10 protein-coding genes and 1 pseudogene are annotated in these 15,831 nt (G+C 69.0%); 4 read left to right on the forward strand and 7 right to left on the reverse strand.

Features of this window, described 5'->3' with window-relative positions; genetic code table 11:
• Positions 1-337: 337 nt before the first annotated feature.
• Together ACN5KJ_RS01210 and ACN5KJ_RS01215 are read right to left on the reverse strand one after the other, a co-directional pair.
• Entirely contained in the window at positions 338-3,781 is a 3,444-nt protein-coding gene (locus tag ACN5KJ_RS01210) for a pyruvate carboxylase (protein WP_418591725.1), read from the reverse strand.
• A gap of 86 nt (positions 3,782-3,867) precedes the next feature.
• Positions 3,868-5,025, reverse strand: coding sequence for an alpha-hydroxy acid oxidase (locus ACN5KJ_RS01215; RefSeq protein ID WP_418591726.1), 1,158 nt, complete (start codon positions 5,023-5,025; stop codon positions 3,868-3,870).
• A gap of 109 nt (positions 5,026-5,134) precedes the next feature.
• On the opposite strand from ACN5KJ_RS01215, the gene ACN5KJ_RS01220 reads away from it, so the two are divergent.
• Entirely contained in the window at positions 5,135-5,917 is a 783-nt protein-coding gene (locus ACN5KJ_RS01220) for a hypothetical protein (protein ID WP_418591727.1), read from the forward strand.
• A gap of 125 nt (positions 5,918-6,042) precedes the next feature.
• Positions 6,043-8,400, forward strand: coding sequence for an ATP-dependent helicase (locus ACN5KJ_RS01225; protein ID WP_418591728.1), 2,358 nt, complete (start codon positions 6,043-6,045; stop codon positions 8,398-8,400).
• A 115-nt stretch (positions 8,401-8,515) separates the two neighbouring features.
• Here the strand turns inward: ACN5KJ_RS01225 and ACN5KJ_RS01230 are convergent.
• Positions 8,516-8,869, reverse strand: a pseudogene (locus ACN5KJ_RS01230) (ATP-binding cassette domain-containing protein); the annotation flags it as partial.
• A 9-nt stretch (positions 8,870-8,878) separates the two neighbouring features.
• Positions 8,879-9,097 (reverse strand): hypothetical protein, encoded by a 219-nt coding sequence (locus tag ACN5KJ_RS01235; protein ID WP_418591729.1) that lies wholly within the window; start codon positions 9,095-9,097, stop codon positions 8,879-8,881.
• Between the two features lie 463 nt (positions 9,098-9,560).
• On the opposite strand from ACN5KJ_RS01235, the gene ACN5KJ_RS01240 reads away from it, so the two are divergent.
• Positions 9,561-10,493: an aldo/keto reductase gene (locus ACN5KJ_RS01240; RefSeq protein ID WP_418592221.1), complete on the forward strand. Its 933-nt coding sequence runs from the start codon at positions 9,561-9,563 to the stop codon at positions 10,491-10,493.
• A 120-nt stretch (positions 10,494-10,613) separates the two neighbouring features.
• Here ACN5KJ_RS01240 and ACN5KJ_RS01245 read toward each other — a convergent pair whose 3' ends face one another.
• A complete protein-coding gene (locus ACN5KJ_RS01245) occupies positions 10,614-11,288 on the reverse strand; it encodes a nitroreductase family protein (protein WP_418591730.1) in 675 nt (224 codons plus the stop codon).
• Positions 11,285-12,364: a CaiB/BaiF CoA transferase family protein gene (locus ACN5KJ_RS01250; RefSeq protein WP_418591731.1), complete on the reverse strand. Its 1,080-nt coding sequence runs from the start codon at positions 12,362-12,364 to the stop codon at positions 11,285-11,287. Before ACN5KJ_RS01250 ends, ACN5KJ_RS01245 begins: the two co-directional genes overlap by 4 nt.
• A gap of 232 nt (positions 12,365-12,596) precedes the next feature.
• Between ACN5KJ_RS01250 and ACN5KJ_RS01255 the strand changes: the two genes are divergently transcribed.
• Entirely contained in the window at positions 12,597-15,038 is a 2,442-nt protein-coding gene (locus ACN5KJ_RS01255; protein WP_418591732.1) for a ligase-associated DNA damage response DEXH box helicase, read from the forward strand.
• 277 nt (positions 15,039-15,315) lie between these two features.
• On the opposite strand, the gene ACN5KJ_RS01260 is transcribed toward ACN5KJ_RS01255, so the two are convergent.
• The gene (locus ACN5KJ_RS01260; protein WP_418591733.1) at positions 15,316-15,792 is read right to left on the reverse strand and encodes an Lrp/AsnC family transcriptional regulator; all 477 of its coding nucleotides are present in this window, start codon (positions 15,790-15,792) and stop codon (positions 15,316-15,318) included.
• Positions 15,793-15,831: the final 39 nt, after the last annotated feature.

The following is a 15,831-nucleotide window of genomic DNA, read 5'->3' on the forward strand; positions in this document are numbered from 1 at the left end:
CTATAAAGGTCAGGGCTGCGCCGCAACTTTCTGTTTCGCGACGGGAAACGGGGTTGTTCACAGGGGCGCGGGGAAGGACAGCGCGCCGCGCGGCGGGGCGGCCTTGACGGTGTTGCGGCCGGCCGTCCTGCGGGGCCGAGCCCATCCGGGGCGCCGGCAGGCCGGTGTGATCGTGGGGGGCGGACAGCGTTCCAGGGCGCATGCGCGGCTGCCATGGCCCCCGCTCGCGGCGCCGGGGGCTATCGCCTATCTCTGCGATCCGGCCTCGACCGATCCGGCGCGGCGGCCTATGGCCCGCCCGAAGGCGGGCCCTGTGTCAGGCTCCGGGTCTTCTGCGTCACTCGAACTCGATCAGCAGGTCCTTGGCGTCGATCTGGCTGCCGTGCTGGACATGCACGGCCTTCACCGTGCCGTCGCGCTCGGCGTGCATGCCGGTTTCCATCTTCATCGCCTCGATGGTCAGCAGCAGGTCGCCGGTCTTGACCGCATCCCCCGCTTTCACCCCGATAGAGGCCACGACCCCCGGCATCGGGGCGCCCAGATGGGCGGGATTGCCGACCTCGGCCTTGGGGCGAACGCCGCTGGCAGCGCCGGCCTTGCGATCCGGCACGCGGATCGTGCGGGGCTGGCCGTTCAGTTCGAAGAACACCCGGACCTCGCCGTCGTCCTGCGTCTCGCCAACCGCCTGAAGCCGGATTTCCAGCGTCTTGCCGGGATCGATTTCCGCGGCGATCTCTTCGCCCGCTTCCATGCCGTAGAAGAAGGTCCGCGTGGGCAGGGCGCGCACCGGGCCGTAGGTTTCGTGCCGGGCCGCGTAATCGGTGAAGACCTTGGGATACATCAGGTAGCCGTTCAGGTCCTCGTCGTCGAAGGTGACGCCTTCGAGGGTCGCGGCCAGTTCTTTGCGCTTTTCCTCGATATCGATCGGGGCGGCCTTGAGGCCGGGGCGCTCGGTGAAGGGCTTCTCGGCTTTCAGGACTTTCTTCTGGATCGCCTTGGGCCAGCCACCCGGGGGCTGGCCAAGGTTGCCCTTCATCATGTCGATGACCGAATCGGGGAAAGAGAGATCCTTGTTCGGGTCCTCGACATCGGCGCGGGTCAGGCCCTGGCTGACCATCATCAGGGCCATGTCGCCCACCACCTTGGACGAGGGTGTGACCTTCACTATATCGCCGAACATCTGGTTCACATCGGCATAGGTCTGGGCGACCTCGTGCCAGCGTTCCTCCAGCCCCATGGAGCGCGCCTGCGCCTTGAGGTTGGTGAACTGGCCGCCGGGCATCTCGTGCAGGTAGACCTCGGACGCCGGGGCCTGCATGCTGGATTCGAAGGCCGCGTACTGGCCGCGCACCGCCTCCCAGTAGTTCGAGATCTCGCGGATCGCGGCGATATCCAGCCCGGTCTCACGCTCGGTGTGGCGCAGGCCCTCGACGACAGAGCCCAGCGTCGGCTGCGAGGTATTGCCCGACAGCGCGTCCATGGCGCAGTCGACCACGTCGACGCCCGCGCGCGCGGCCTCCATGATCGTGGCGATGGCGGCGCCAGAGGTGTCATGCGTGTGGAAATGGATCGGCAGGCCGACCTCTTCCTTCAGCGTCTTCACCAGCAGGGCGGCGGCGGAGGGCTTCAGCAGGCCCGCCATGTCTTTCAGCCCGAGGATATGGGCGCCGGCCTCTTTCAGCTCCTTGCCCATGGCGACGTAGTATTTCAGGTCATACTTGGCCCGGTCCGGGTCGAGGATGTCACCGGTGTAGCAGACCGTGCCTTCGAGGATCTTCCCCGACTCAAGAACCGCATCCATGGCGACGCGCATGTTCTCGACCCAGTTGAGGCTGTCGAAGACGCGGAAGACGTCGACGCCGGTCTCGGCGGCCTGCTTCACGAAGAACTGCACCACGTTGTCGGGGTAGTTGGTGTAACCCACGCCATTGGCGCCGCGCAGCAGCATCTGCGTCATCAGGTTCGGCATGGCGGCGCGCAGGTCGCGCAGGCGCTGCCAGGGGCATTCCTGCAAAAAGCGGTAGGCCACGTCGAAGGTGGCGCCGCCCCAGCATTCCACGGAAAAGAGCTGCGGCAGCTTGTGCGCATAGGCGGGCGCGACCTTGATCATGTCGAGGCTGCGCATCCGGGTGGCCAGCAGCGACTGGTGGCCGTCGCGCATGGTGGTGTCGGTGATCAGCACCTGCTTCTGGCTGGTCAGCCAGTCCACGACCGCCTGCGGCCCCTTTTCCTCCAAGAGGGTGCGGGTTCCGGCGCGCGGCTCCTCCAGCGGGACCTTCGGCGCCTTCGCGGGCTTGAGGTCGGGGTGGGGCATGGCGCGGCCCTGCACCTCGGGGTGGCCGTTCACGGTGATGTCGGCGATGTAGGTCAGCACCTTGGTGCCCCGGTCGCGGCGCTTCTTGAAGTCGAAGAGATCCGGCGTCGTGTCGATGAACTTGGTCGTGTACTGGTTCGACAGGAAGGTCGGGTGCTTCAGCAGGTTGATGACGAACTCGATATTCGTGGTCACCCCCCGGATGCGGAATTCGCGCAGGGCGCGGTCCATGCGCTTGATCGCCTTCTCGGGCGTCGGCGCCTTGGCGGTGACCTTCACCAGCAGCGAATCGTAGTAGCGGGTGATCACCCCACCCGCGTAGGCGGTGCCGCCATCCAGACGGATGCCCATGCCGGTGGCCGACCGGAAGGCGGTTATGCGGCCATAGTCGGGGATGAAGTTGTTGGTCGGGTCCTCGGTGGTGATCCGGGTCTGCAGCGCGTGGCCGGTCAGCTTCACGTCGTACTGGCTGGCCTTGCCGGTGGCCTCGGCAAGGCTTTTGCCCTCGGCGATCAGGATCTGCGCCTGCACGATGTCGATGCCGGTCACCTCTTCGGTGACGGTGTGTTCGACCTGCACGCGCGGGTTAACCTCGATGAAGTAGAAGGCGCCGCTGTCCATATCCATCAGGAACTCGACGGTGCCCGCGCATTCATAGTTCACATGGGCGCAGATCTTGCGGCCCAGTTCGCAGATTTCCTCGCGCTGCGCCTCGCTGAGGTAGGGCGCGGGGGCGCGTTCCACGACCTTCTGGTTGCGGCGCTGGACGGAACAGTCTCGCTCGTACAGGTGGTAGATCGTGCCCATCTTGTCGCCGAGGATCTGCACCTCGACGTGGCGCGCGCGGGTGATCATCTTTTCGAGGTAGCCCTCGTCATTGCCGAAGGCGGCGGCGGCCTCGCGGCGGCCTTCGAGGATCTTGTCCTTCAGCTCTTTTGGGCCTTCGATGGGGCGCATGCCGCGCCCGCCGCCGCCCCAGGAGGCCTTGAGCATCAGCGGATAGCCGATTTCCTCGGCCTCCTTGGCGATGGCCTCCCAGTCGTTGCCCAGCACCTCGGTGGCGGGGATGACCGGCACGCCCGCCTCGATGGCGACCTTGCGGGCCGAGGCCTTGTCCCCCAGCGCGCGCATGGTCGCGGCCTTGGGGCCGATGAAGGTGATGCCCGCCGCATCGCAGGCATCGACGAAATCGGGGTTCTCGGACAGCAGGCCATAGCCCGGGTGGATCGCGTCGGCGCCGGCCTCCTTGGCGACGCGGATGATTTCCTCGATCGACAGGTAGGCCTGCACCGGGCCCAGCCCCTCGCCGATGCGATAGGCCTCGTCCGCCTTGAAGCGGTGCAGCCCCAGCTTGTCCTCTTCGGCGTAGACGGCGACCGTCTTCTTTCCCATCTCGTTGGCGGCGCGCATGATACGGATGGCAATCTCGCCGCGGTTGGCGATCAGGATTTTCTGGAAATCGGCCATTGGAACTCCTCGTCTGTCACGCCAACCGGCGATGGTTCCGGCGATTTGAAGCTCACGCCGCGCCGCAGCGCAAGGGTATTTGCATATTAACCGGGCAGGGCGCGCGGGTTTGCAAAGATTGCGTGACCACGCAGCGCCTCTGCCCGGGACGCGCCCAACTGGCCGATATTGGCAATCAGGTCGCGGTAAAGCAGTTCCGTCAGATGCGCCGGGCCGTCCTCGCCCAGGGCGCAGACCGCGTAAAGCCAGGCGCGTCCCAGCATCACCATGTCGGCGCCAAGGCTGATGGCGCGCAGCACGTCGAGACCGCCCTCGATGCCGCTGTCGAAGAGGATCGGCAGCGCGGTCGCGGCACGCACGGCGGGCAGGCAGTCGATCGCCGCCGGAGAGCCGTCGAACTGGCGCCCGCCGTGGGTGGACACCCAAAGCGCGTCGGCGCCCTCGGCCTCCAGCCGGGTGGCGTCCTCGGGTTTCAGCACGCCCTTGACGATCAGCTTGCCGGTCCAGTGCCTGCGCAGCCAGCCGAGGTAGGACCAGTCCGGCGCGGTGCGCAGCAGGTAGCCCACGTGTTTGGTGGGGTCGCGCGGCGTGTCGTCGTCGGCGTATTTCATCAGCGTTTCCATGCGCGGCATCCCGGCGCGGGCGCGGGCCAAGGACCACGCGGGCGTGCGCAGGCATTGCAGGAGGATGCGCGGGGTCAGGCGCGGCGGCTGGACAAGGCCGCCCCGCACCTGCGCCTCGCGCCGCGCCGCGACGGGGACGTCCACGGTAAAGACCAGAGTGTCGAAGCCAGTGTCCCGAAGGCGTTTCAGCATGTCGAGCCGGATGGCCTCGTCGCGCGGCGGATACAGCTGGAACCAGCCCCTGCCGCCGGTCAGCGGGCCGATCTCTTCCGGCGCGGCATTGGCGACATTGGACAGGCAGTAGGGCAGGCGGGCCTTGTGGGCGTGCCCGGCCAGCATCCGCTCGGCCCCGGGCCAGAGCAGCCCGGACTGGCCGACCGGCGCCATGCCCAGCGGCAGGGCATAACTGTGCCCCAGAAACGGCGTTTCGAAGTCGGGGGCCGGTTCGCCGTGCAGGATCGAGGGCATGAACCGGACCCGGTCCAGCCCGTCGCGGTTGCGGCGGGCGGCGGCCCCGGTGCCGGTGGCGGTGTCGAGATAGGCAAAGGCGAAATGCGGCACTCGGGCACGGGCGCGGCGGCGCAGGTCCTCGACGGTCAGGTAACGGCTGTGGTGATCCATGGGTCCTCTGGCACTGCGCGGTCGTCCTCGCAAATCTTCAACATATTTTAAGCGGCTTTGGCGAGTCTGTCCGAAACGCTGCCAGAAGGAGTCTTTCGCGATGCATGCCATGATAGTCGATTCCCGCCCGACCCGGCTGGACCTGACCCAGATCGCCTTTCTGGAGGCGGGGATTCACGTCACCGGCAGCGGGTCCCTGGCGGTGGCGGACTGTTGCCTGCGCCGCGCCGTGGTCGACCTGCTGGTGTTGGATGCAGAGGTGGCCGGGCGCCGAACGGGCGAGATCATCGCGCTGGCGGAGCGGCGCAACCCGCGTCTGGTGACGCTGGTGCTGACGCGGAACGTGGCCAGCGTGACCGATACCTATACAGAGGTGTTTCAATCCGTGCATTGCGTGCTGGAGGCCGATGTGCCCCCCGCGATGGTGGCGCGCATGGCGCAGGCCTCGCTGGCCGGGCGGACCATCGCGCGGGTCGCGGCGGCAAAGAGCATGACGGCAGAGGGCGCGCCGGATGCGGCGGGGCAGGTGGCAGGCGACAGGCAGCGGGCGCCGGAGATGGCGCCAGGCGAGGCGGCGGTTGCGCAGGCAGGTCACGCGCCGTCTTCTGCACCGGCCGACGGGGCCCATGCCGGGGCCGAACCCTCTTGGCCAGGGGCCGGCGGGCAGGAGGTGGCGGCGCCGGTCGCGCCGGGCCCCGCGTCGGCAGAGAACGCGCCGTTCCCGTCCAGCGCGGCGGATGCGACCATGGCCCCGGCGCCGCGACAGCCCGCGCTGGCGCAGGGGCTGGCCAGGCAGCCTGCCGCAGCAGGGCAGGACGGCCCGCCCCCGGTCTTCGCCACGCGCCGCCGCCGTGTTGCTCCGCACCATCAACTGATGGCCATGGGGGCGTGACGCGCGCAAGGGGGCGCGGGCCAAGGCGCCCCTGATCCGGTCAAGCGGGAAATTGCCGGGGAAAGCCGAGGAACGTTTCGCGAACACATCTTTCCCTTGCGCATCGCAGGCGTTAGACTGCGCGCATGAGCAGTTTCGACGAATTCGATGCCTTCGAGGCCTCCTCGCTGTCCGCCCGCGCCATGGCGGCGCGGCCCACTCCCTATCTCGACGGGCTGAACCCGGCGCAGCGGCAGGCGGTGGAAACGCTGGACGGCCCCGTGCTGATGCTGGCGGGGGCGGGGACCGGCAAGACCAAGGCGCTGACCGCGCGGGTGGTGCACCTGTTGATGACGGGCCGGGCGCGCCCGAACGAGATCCTCAGCGTGACCTTCACCAACAAGGCCGCGCGCGAGATGAAGAATCGCATCTCGGGCATGCTGGGCCAGACGGTCGAGGGGATGCCCTGGCTTGGCACCTTCCACTCGATCTGCGTGAAGCTCTTGCGGCGGCACGCGGAACTGGTGGGGCTGAAGTCGAACTTCACCATCCTCGACAGCGACGACCAGTTGCGGCTGCTCAAGCAGCTGGTGCAGGCGGCGGGGATCGACGACAAGCGCTGGCCCGCGCGGCAGCTGGCCTCGATCATCGACGACTGGAAGAACCGCGCGCTGACCCCCGACCGCGTGCCCGCCGCCGATGCGGGCGCTTACAACAACAAGGGCGTCGCGCTGTATCGCGCTTATCAGGAACGTCTGCGCGAGCTGAACGCGACGGATTTCGGCGACCTGCTGTTGCACATGGTGACGATCTTCCAGACCCACGAGGACGTGCTGGACCAGTACCAGCGCTGGTTCCGCTACATCCTTGTCGACGAGTATCAGGACACGAACGTCGCGCAGTACCTCTGGCTGCGGCTTCTGGCCTCGGCGCACAAGAACGTCTGCTGCGTGGGCGACGACGACCAGTCGATCTATGGCTGGCGCGGCGCCGAGGTGGGCAACATCCTGCGCTTCGAAAAGGATTTTCCCGGCGCCCATGTGGTTCGGCTGGAGCAGAACTACCGCTCGACGCCGCATATTCTGGCGGCGGCCTCCGGGGTGATCCGGGGCAATGCCTCGCGCCTTGGCAAGGAGCTGTGGACCGAGGCGCGCGAGGGCGAGAAGGTTCGCCTGATCGGCCATTGGGACGGCGAGGAAGAGGCCCGCTGGATCGGCGAGGAAATCGAGGCCATGCAGGGCGGCACCCGCGGGATGCGGCCCTTCTCGCTGGACGAGATGGCGATCCTGGTGCGCGCCTCGCACCAGATGCGCGCCTTCGAGGACCGTTTCCTGACCATCGGCATGCCCTACCGGGTGATCGGCGGCCCGCGTTTCTACGAGCGGATGGAGATCCGCGATGCCATGGCCTATTTCCGGCTGGTGGTCTCGCCGTCCGACGACCTCGCCTTCGAGCGGATCGTGAACACCCCCAAGCGCGGGCTTGGCGACAAGGCGCAGCAGACGATCCAGACCATCGCGCGGGCCAATGGTGTTTCGCTTCTGGACGGCGCGGCGCTGGCGGTCGAACAGGGCGAGATCAAGGGCAAGGGCGCCAAGGCGCTGGGCGAACTGGTCGCCGGGCTGGCGCGCTGGGGCCGGATGACCGGCGACGCCGCAATGACCCACATGGAACTGGCCGAGGTGATCCTCGACGAGTCGGGCTACACGGCGATGTGGCAGAACGACAAGACGCCCGAGGCGCCGGGCCGGCTGGAGAACCTCAAGGAACTGGTCAAGGCGCTGGAGCAGTTCGAGAACCTGCAGGGCTTCCTCGAACACGTCAGCCTGGTGATGGATAACGAAAGCGACGAGCAGGGCGCCAAGGTCTCGATCATGACGCTGCACGCGGCCAAGGGGCTCGAATTTCCGGCGGTCTTCCTGCCGGGCTGGGAGGACGGGCTGTTCCCGTCCCAGCGCAGCATGGATCAGAGCGGCGTCAAGGGGCTCGAGGAAGAGCGGCGGCTGGCCTATGTCGGCATCACCCGCGCCGAAGAGGTCTGCACGATCTCTTTTGCGGGCAACCGGCGGGTGTTCGGCCAGTGGCAGTCGCAGCTGCCCTCGCGCTTTGTCGACGAACTGCCCGAGGAACATGTCGAAGTGCTGACGCCGCCGGGGCTTTACGGCGGGCCGGGCGGCGGTGCTGCGATGGGCATGGGCGGCGTGGGCTCGACCCTGCATGACCGCGCGGCAGAGGCGAATGTCTACAATTCGCCGGGCTGGCGGCGGTTGCAGGAGCGGCAGGGCCAGCGGCCCGTCAGCCAGCCGCGCGAGAGCACCTCGACGGTGATCGACCTGCAGGCGGTATCCGCCTACACGGTGGGTGAGCGGGTGTTTCACCAGAAGTTCGGCTACGGCAGCGTCGAGGGCATCGAGGGCGACAAGCTGGAGATCGCCTTCGAGAAGGCGGGCACAAAGAAGGTCGTGGCCCGCTTCATCTGCGCGGCGGACGACGTGCCGTTCTAAAGGGCGCTTTCGTCCGTTGCTCAGTGTTTGCTTCTGGCGTCGCAGAAATGGCCCGCCCGGCGGGCACGCCGGGCAGCGTCATGCCAGAGACCGGTCTTCGGCATGGCCCGCCGCGTCAGACCGAGAGGTTGGCATTGCGGATTTCTGGCTGGGCTTCGAAGTCGGCGAAGGTGCGGTCGAACTGCTTCACGCCGCTTTCGATGATGATGGCGCGGTCGGCCACGGCGCGGCCGAAACGCAGGTTCTGCTCGGAAATCATCACGGTCAGCCCCTCGGCCTTGAGGCGCAGGATGGACGCGGCCCTCAGTTCGACGATGACCGGTGCGATGCCCTCGGAGGGTTCGTCCAGCAGCAGGAGTATCGGGTTGCCCATCAGCGTCCGCGCGATGGTCAGCATCTGCTGTTCGCCGCCCGACAAGAACCTGCCCCGGTGGCCGCGCCGCGCGCCGAGGTTGGGGAAGAGGCCGAAGGTCACGTTCTAGATGGCATCGGGCTTGGCGCGCTCGATGGCCTGCGCCTCGGCGCCCGCGTCGATGTTGAACAGCGCGGGCCACTGTTTGGCGACGGACGCGACCTCGGGCTTCAGTCGCGTCAGGTCTTCCCTGAAGGCGACGACGGCAACCTGCCCGTAGGCGTAGTTCGGCGCGATGGTGGCGTATGCCACCGCGCCGGTCTTGGCGGCCTCTTCGGCCAGCATCGCGACCTGGATCCAGGCCGGGGCGCCTCGCTGCGGCTGGCCGGAAGGGCACAGGTCGTTCCGGCGGCGCTTGCCGGCCTACAGGGTCCCGGCCAGCGGCAGGACACGGCCCCTATGGCCCCCGGCGCGGTGCCGTCGGCGGCGGGGATGGTGCATCCGACCGGCGCCGCCCGCGCGGATGTGGGCAGGTGGCCGAAGGCATTCCTCGGCATCCGCGTCCCGTTCGCCATCACGGGTATCCCGCTACCTGGCCCCTTGAACACCGGCGCGCCGCCGCAGGCCACGCGGGTCTGCGGGGCCGGGTTTCCTGTTACGCTGGGGCGGGCGCCGCGCCGCCAGGATGGGCGCCGGAGCCTGCGAAGGGGCGCATGCGCGCTTCGCCGGATCGGGGACAGAAGCCGTGTCGGGCCCGGTGACATGTCAGCCCTTTTCCTCTGCCCCGATCCGTGCCACCGTCCGGGCCATGACCATGACCACGCTCTCGGGCGCCACGCCCGCCCGCTTCGCCTTTGGCACGATGCAGTTCGGCGGCAAGGCCGACGAGACCGCCAGCCGCGCGCTCTACGACGCCTGCCGCGCCGCCGGTCTCAGCCATTTCGACAGCGCCTATGTCTATACGGAGGGCGCGTCCGAGACGCTGCTGGGCCGCTTCGCCGCAACCGAGAGGCGCGAGGATCTCTTTATCGCCACCAAGGCGAACATGGCCGGGGGCGGCACCCGCGCGGGCATCCTCGACAGCTTCGAGGGCAGCCGCAAGCGGCTGGACATGGATGTGGTCGACCTGTTCTACATGCACCGCTGGCACGCGGAGACACCGCTCGAAGAGACCTTCCAGACCCTCGCGGAACTTCAGCAGGCGGGGAAGATCCGCTACATCGGCGTGTCGAACTACGCCGCCTGGCAGGTGATGAAGGCGCAGGCGGTGGCGGCCAGATTCGGCACCCGGATCGACGCGATCCAGCCCATGTATAACCTTGTGAAACGGCAGGCCGAGGTCGAGATCCTGCCGATGTGCGCCTCGGAGGGCATCGTGCCGGTGCCCTATTCTCCGCTGGGCGGCGGCTTGCTCAGCGGCAAATACGCGCGCGGCGAAACCGGGCGCCTGACCGAAAACGACCAATACGCCCGCCGCTACGGCGAGGGCAACATGTTCGACACCGCCGCCGCGCTGGAAAACGTCGCGCAGGAGCTCGGCACCCATTCCGCCACGCTGGCCGTGGCCTGGGCCGCCCGCCATCCCGCGCAGCCGCACCCGATCCTCTCGGCCCGCTCGGTCGCGCAGCTCCGCCCCTCGCTGGAGGGCATGCGCTTCGCGATGGAGGATGCCCTGTATGATCGCCTCTCAAGCCTCAGCCCGACGCCGCCCCCCGCGACCGACCGGCTCGAGGAACGCTGAACCCGCAGGGCCGGGCCGGATCGTCGCACCCGGCCCCCGGTTTCTTCTGTCCGGAAATATCCCGGGGGAGCCGAAGGCGGGGGCAGAGCCCCCTCCGCCATCCCCGCCGAAGACCGAAGGTCACCGCCAGTCCACCATCTCACCCGGCGCGGCCCGTTCGGTGCGGAAACCGTTCGCCGGGTGATCGGCATCCGGATATCCCACGGCGATCCCGCACAGGACGTCGCGATCCCCGGCGAGGTCGAACCAGTCCCGCACGAAGGGGGCGAAGCCCGCGATCGAGGCCATGGCACAGCTGCCGATGCCGCGCGCCGTCAGGGCCGTCAGCAGGGCCGAGACATAGGCCCCGCAATCCAGTACCCCGTAGGTCCCCAGCGCCCTGGGGGTGGTGATCAGCAGCAGCTGCGGCGCGCCGAAGAAGCGGAAGTTCTCGCGCATCTGCCGGGCAGAGGCGGCGCGGTCGCCCTTCTGCACCCCCACCGCCTCGTACAATTGCCAGCCGCAGCGGCGGCGGCGGTCCCGATAGGCGCCCTCATAGGCGGTGGGAAAGGGGATGTCGCTGGCATGCGGGGCCTCGGCCACGTGGGCGTAAAGCGCCTCGGCCAGCCGCGCGGTCTCCGGCGCGCCGCAGGCGATCACCTGCCAGGGCTGCGAATTGCACCACGAGGCGACATGCTGCGCATCCGCCAGCGCCGCGTCGATCAGGGCGGGCTCGACCGGGCGGGGGGCGAAAGCGCGGCATGAGTAACGGCTGCGCAGCAGGCGCCCCAGCCTCTCGGCATCGGTTTCGGTCATAGCAGCCCCTTGCGTTTCAGCTCTGTCAGGATCTCGGCCCCGTGCTCTCCGCGCGCGGGGGGCGGGCTGGGGCGGCGCATTGCGCCGTCGAAGCGCGGCGCCGGCACTGGCCCCTCCGGCTGGCCGTGACCCCGCGCCGCCATATGCGGATCCCGCGCCGCCTCGTCCGGGGAGAGCACCGGTGCGACACAGGCCTCGCTGCCTTCGAAGAGCGCCGCCCAATGGGCACGGTCCTGTTGCGCGAAGAGCCCCGCAAGCCGGGCGGTCTGGCGCGGCCATTGGGCGGGGTCGTGCTGCGCCGCAAAGACCGGATCGCCGGTCAGGCCCAGCCGGTCGAGGAAGGCCGCGTAGAACTGCGGTTCGAGGCATTGCACCGCAACATGGCCCCCGCAGGCGCAGGCATAGCAGCGCGACCAGTGCGGCCCGTCCAGCAATGAGGCGCCGCGCGCGGCACTCGAGAACCCCGGACCCATCGACCGGAGCAGCGCCATCATGTGGCTGGTGCCGTCGACGATGGCGGCATCGACCAGGCAGCCCTTGCCGCTCTGCTGCGCCTGCATGAGCCCGGCCAGCATGCCGAGCGCGAGATACAGCGCGCCGCCGCCGATATCGCCCAGTAGCGTCGGCGGCACGGCGGGGACCGCCCCGGGCAGGCCCGCGTAGAACAGCGCGCCGCTGAGCGCGAGGTAGGTCAGGTCGTGCCCGGCCTGCTGCGCGCGCGGCCCGTCCTGCCCCCAGCCGGTCATGCGCCCGTAGACCAGCCCGGGGTTTAGGGCGCGGGCGGGGTCCGGGCCAAGGCCCAGACGCTCCATCACGCCGGGGCGGAGCCCCTCGATCAGCCCGTGGGCGTCGCGGATCAGCGCGCGCGCCACGGCAAGATCCCCGGGTGCCTTGAGATCCAGCGCGATGGAGCGCTTGCCCCGGTCGAGCAGGTTGCGCGCGGGCGCCCCCGGAGCCGGGGAGCCGCCGCTTCGGTGAACCACCGTGACCTCGGCCCCCAGATCGGCCAGCAGCATCCCGGCAAAGGGCGCAGGGCCAAGAGCCTCGAATTCGACGATGTGGATGCCTGCGAGCATGGGGTGTCCTCCACCGCCGAGGGAAGCGCATTTGGCCGGGGAAGGAAAGGGGCGCTGCCCCTCGGCCCTGCGGGCCTCACCCCGAGGTATTTGGACGACCAGAGAAGCAGAGGGGGGATCTGATCGAGCGGATTTGTTGAACGGGCGGGGGAGAGAGGGCCAGCGGCGCCTTTGCGGCGGGGTGGCCGCGCGGGGCGTTTTCCTTTTGTTCGGGCCGCGCTATGTCAGGGCGATGATGGATCTGCCCGAAGCCTTGCAGGGATGGTTCGACCGGCGCGGCTGGTCGGTGCATCCCCATCAGCGTGCCATGCTGGAGCGGGCGGGCGCGCCGGCGCTGCTGTTGATTGCGCCCACCGGGGGCGGCAAGACGCTGGCGGGCTTCCTGCCGACCCTGACCGAGCTGGCCGCGGGGGGGCGGCCCGGTCTGCACACGCTTTACGTCAGCCCGCTGAAGGCGCTGGCGGCGGACATCCGGCGCAATCTGCTGATCCCGATCGAGGAGGCGGGGCTGCCGATCCGGGTGGAGGACCGGACCGGCGATACATCCTATGCGAAGAAGCGGCGGCAGCGGGCCGATCCGCCGCATATCCTGCTGACGACACCCGAGTCGCTGGCGCTGATGACCTCTTACGAGGATGCGGCACGCACCTTTGCGGGCCTGCAGCGGGTGGTGGTGGACGAGATCCACGCGCTGGCCGAGTCGAAGCGCGGCGACCAGTTGATGCTGGCGCTGGCGCGGTTGCAGGCGCTGGCGCCGGGGCTGCGGCGGGTCGGCCTGTCGGCGACGGTCGAGGATCCGGGGGCCGTGGCCGCGCTGCTGGCGCACCATCCCGACCCCTGCGAGATCCTGACCGCCGATCCGGGGCCGGAGCCGGACATCCGCATGCTGGAAACCGATCAGGCCCCGCCATGGGCCGGGGGCGGCGCGGCCTATGCCATCCCCGCCGTGCTGGACGCGGTCAGGCGGCACAGGACCACGCTGATCTTTCACAACACCCGCGCGCAGGCCGAGATCTTCTTTCACAACCTCTGGCTGGCCAATGAAGAGGCCCTGCCCATCGGCATCCACCATGGCTCGCTGGATCGGGGTCAGCGCGAGAAGGTCGAGGCGGCCATGGTGCGCGGAGAGCTGCGTGCCATCGTCTGCACCGGGTCGCTGGATCTGGGCATCGACTGGGGTGACGTGGATCTGGTGATCCAGATCGGCGCGCCGAAGAACGTCAAGCGGCTGGTGCAGCGGATCGGGCGGGCGAACCATCGCTACAACGCGCCCTCCAAGGCGCTGCTGGTGCCGGCCAACCGCTTCGAGGTGGTGGAATGCGTGGCGGCCCTGGAGGCGGTGAAGGCGCAGGACCTCGACGGCGACCCGCGCGGGCCGGGGCCGCGTGACGTGCTGTGCCAGCATATCCTGATCGCCGCCGCCTCTGGCCCTTTCGAGGCCGATGCGCTGTACCGGGAAATGGCCAGCGCCGGGCCCTATGCCGGGCTGAGCCGCGCCTCTTTCGACGATTGCCTGAATTTCTGCGCCACCGGCGGCTATGCGCTGCGCGCCTACGACCAGTGGCAGCGGCTGAAGCAGCGCGAGGACGGGCTGTGGCAGCTGCGCGATCCGCGATCCGCGGTGCGTATCCGCCAGAACGTCGGCACGATCCAGGACACCGATACGCTGAAGGTGAAGTGGCGCGGGCGCGGGGGGGCGCCGCTGGGCGAGATCGAAGAGGGCTTTGCGGCCAGCCTGACCAAGGGCGACACCTTCCTGATCGGCGGGCAGATCGTGCGCTACGAGGGCCTGCGCGAGCTGACCGTCGAAGTGACCCGGGACCCCGGCAAGAAGCCCAGGATCGCCACCTTCATGGGCACCAAGTTCGCCACCTCGACACAGCTGTCGCAGCGTATCCTGCGGATGTTCCGGCAGGAGCACTGGCCCGAGCTGCCCGCCCATACCGCCGAGTGGCTGGCGCTTCAGCGCGCGGTCAGCCGCCTGCCGGAACCCGGGCGGCTGCTGGTCGAGACCTTTCCGCATGACGGGCGCCAGCAGATGGTGGCCTACGGTTTTGCCGGGCGGAACGCGCAGCAGACGCTGGGGCTGCTGCTGACGAAGCGCATGGAAGAGATGGGGCTGGCGCCCATGGGCTTTGTCGCCACCGATTACGCCACGCTGATCTGGGGGCTGGACCGGGTGACGGACCCGGCGCCGCTCTTCGATCCGGCGGCGCTGGAGGCGGGCCTCGACGGCTGGCTGGCGGGCAACGCGGTGATGAAGCGGACCTTTCGCGCCAGCGCCACCATCGCCATGCTGATCGAGCGCCAGACCGGCGGCCAGCGCAAGAGCGGGCGGCAGGCGACCATGTCCTCGGACATCCTGTACGACGCGCTGCTGAAATACGATCCGGATCACCTGTTGATGCAGATCACCCGTGAAGAGGCGATGCGCGGGCTGGTGGATTTCGCCCGCATCCGCGAGATGCAGGACCGCATTGCGGGCCGCATCGACCACATGGCCCTGAGCCGCGTGACGCCGCTGGCCGCGCCGCTGTTCCTGGAGCCGGGCCGCGTGCCGATCCGGGGCGCCGCGGACGAACGCCTGCTGGAAGAGGAGGTCACGCGCCTACTGGAGGCGTCCGGGTTGGCGCAGGTCGAGGCGAAACCGCGCGGCTGGCGGGGGCCTTTCTAGCGGTGGCACTGGCCGTGCCGCGCGGGCCCCCGGTGAACCCTGTCCCGGACCGGATCGGGCAGGCCGGGAAGTCTCGGCAGGGGCGCGGTGTTTCGCCTGCCTGACGGCAGGCGCCCGGCCGGGGGGCTTTGCCCCCCGGACCCCCCAGGATATTTCCGGACAGAAGAAGGAAGGGCGTCGCGCCGCCGGGGGGCGTGGACCGATGCCCATGCCGGTTTCGGATCGAGGCGCCAGCGGGCTTGGCCTGGCACGGGCCTTTGCAAGATGGGGCGGCGCCTTAGCCCACCGGCAGGGGCGCGTCGCCTTTCGGCTGGTCCATGACGATCTGGCTGTGGACCCGCGAGACCGCCGGATGGGCAAGAAGGACCTCGTGGATCAGGCGGTTCAGGCCCGGCAGGTCGGCGCAGAAGACCCTGAGCAGGTAATCCGCTTCGCCGGTCATGGTCCAGGCCGAGATGACCTCGGGGCGGGTGCGCAGCAGTCGGGTGAAGCCCGTGCCCTCTTTCTCGCCGTGGCGGGCGAGCTGCACCTGAATGAAGGCCTGCACCTCCAGTCCCAGCCGCGCCGGGTCGAGGCGTGCCCGGTAGCCCTGGATCACGCCGCGCTCTTCCAGCCGTTGGCGGCGGCGCCCGGCCTGGCTGGCCGAGAGGTTGAGGGTGTCGCCCAGCTCCTGTGCCGTGGCCTGCCCGTTCTTCTGCAGCGCCTGAAGCAGGGCGATGTCGGTGGTATCCAGGGATATGCGTGATCGTGTCATGGCTGACCCTTTCGGCGCGTGATCTGCGCGTGATCTGTG

Source organism: Ponticoccus sp. (in: a-proteobacteria) (assembly GCF_048381735.1).

Excerpts from the sequence above, each read along its gene's own strand:
- ACN5KJ_RS01210 (WP_418591725.1), bottom strand. The coding sequence starts at position 3,781 with ATGGCCGATTTCCAGAAAATCCTGATCGCCAACCGCGGCGAGATTGCC.
- ACN5KJ_RS01215 (WP_418591726.1), bottom strand. The coding sequence starts at position 5,025 with ATGGATCACCACAGCCGTTACCTGACCGTCGAGGACCTGCGCCGCCGC.
- ACN5KJ_RS01220 (WP_418591727.1), top strand. The coding sequence starts at position 5,135 with ATGATAGTCGATTCCCGCCCGACCCGGCTGGACCTGACCCAGATCGCC.
- ACN5KJ_RS01225 (WP_418591728.1), top strand. The coding sequence starts at position 6,043 with ATGAGCAGTTTCGACGAATTCGATGCCTTCGAGGCCTCCTCGCTGTCC.
- ACN5KJ_RS01235 (WP_418591729.1), bottom strand. The coding sequence starts at position 9,097 with ATGCTGGCCGAAGAGGCCGCCAAGACCGGCGCGGTGGCATACGCCACC.
- ACN5KJ_RS01240 (WP_418592221.1), top strand. The coding sequence starts at position 9,561 with ATGACCATGACCACGCTCTCGGGCGCCACGCCCGCCCGCTTCGCCTTT.
- ACN5KJ_RS01245 (WP_418591730.1), bottom strand. The coding sequence starts at position 11,288 with ATGACCGAAACCGATGCCGAGAGGCTGGGGCGCCTGCTGCGCAGCCGT.
- ACN5KJ_RS01250 (WP_418591731.1), bottom strand. The coding sequence starts at position 12,364 with ATGCTCGCAGGCATCCACATCGTCGAATTCGAGGCTCTTGGCCCTGCG.
- ACN5KJ_RS01255 (WP_418591732.1), top strand. The coding sequence starts at position 12,597 with ATGATGGATCTGCCCGAAGCCTTGCAGGGATGGTTCGACCGGCGCGGC.
- ACN5KJ_RS01260 (WP_418591733.1), bottom strand. The coding sequence starts at position 15,792 with ATGACACGATCACGCATATCCCTGGATACCACCGACATCGCCCTGCTT.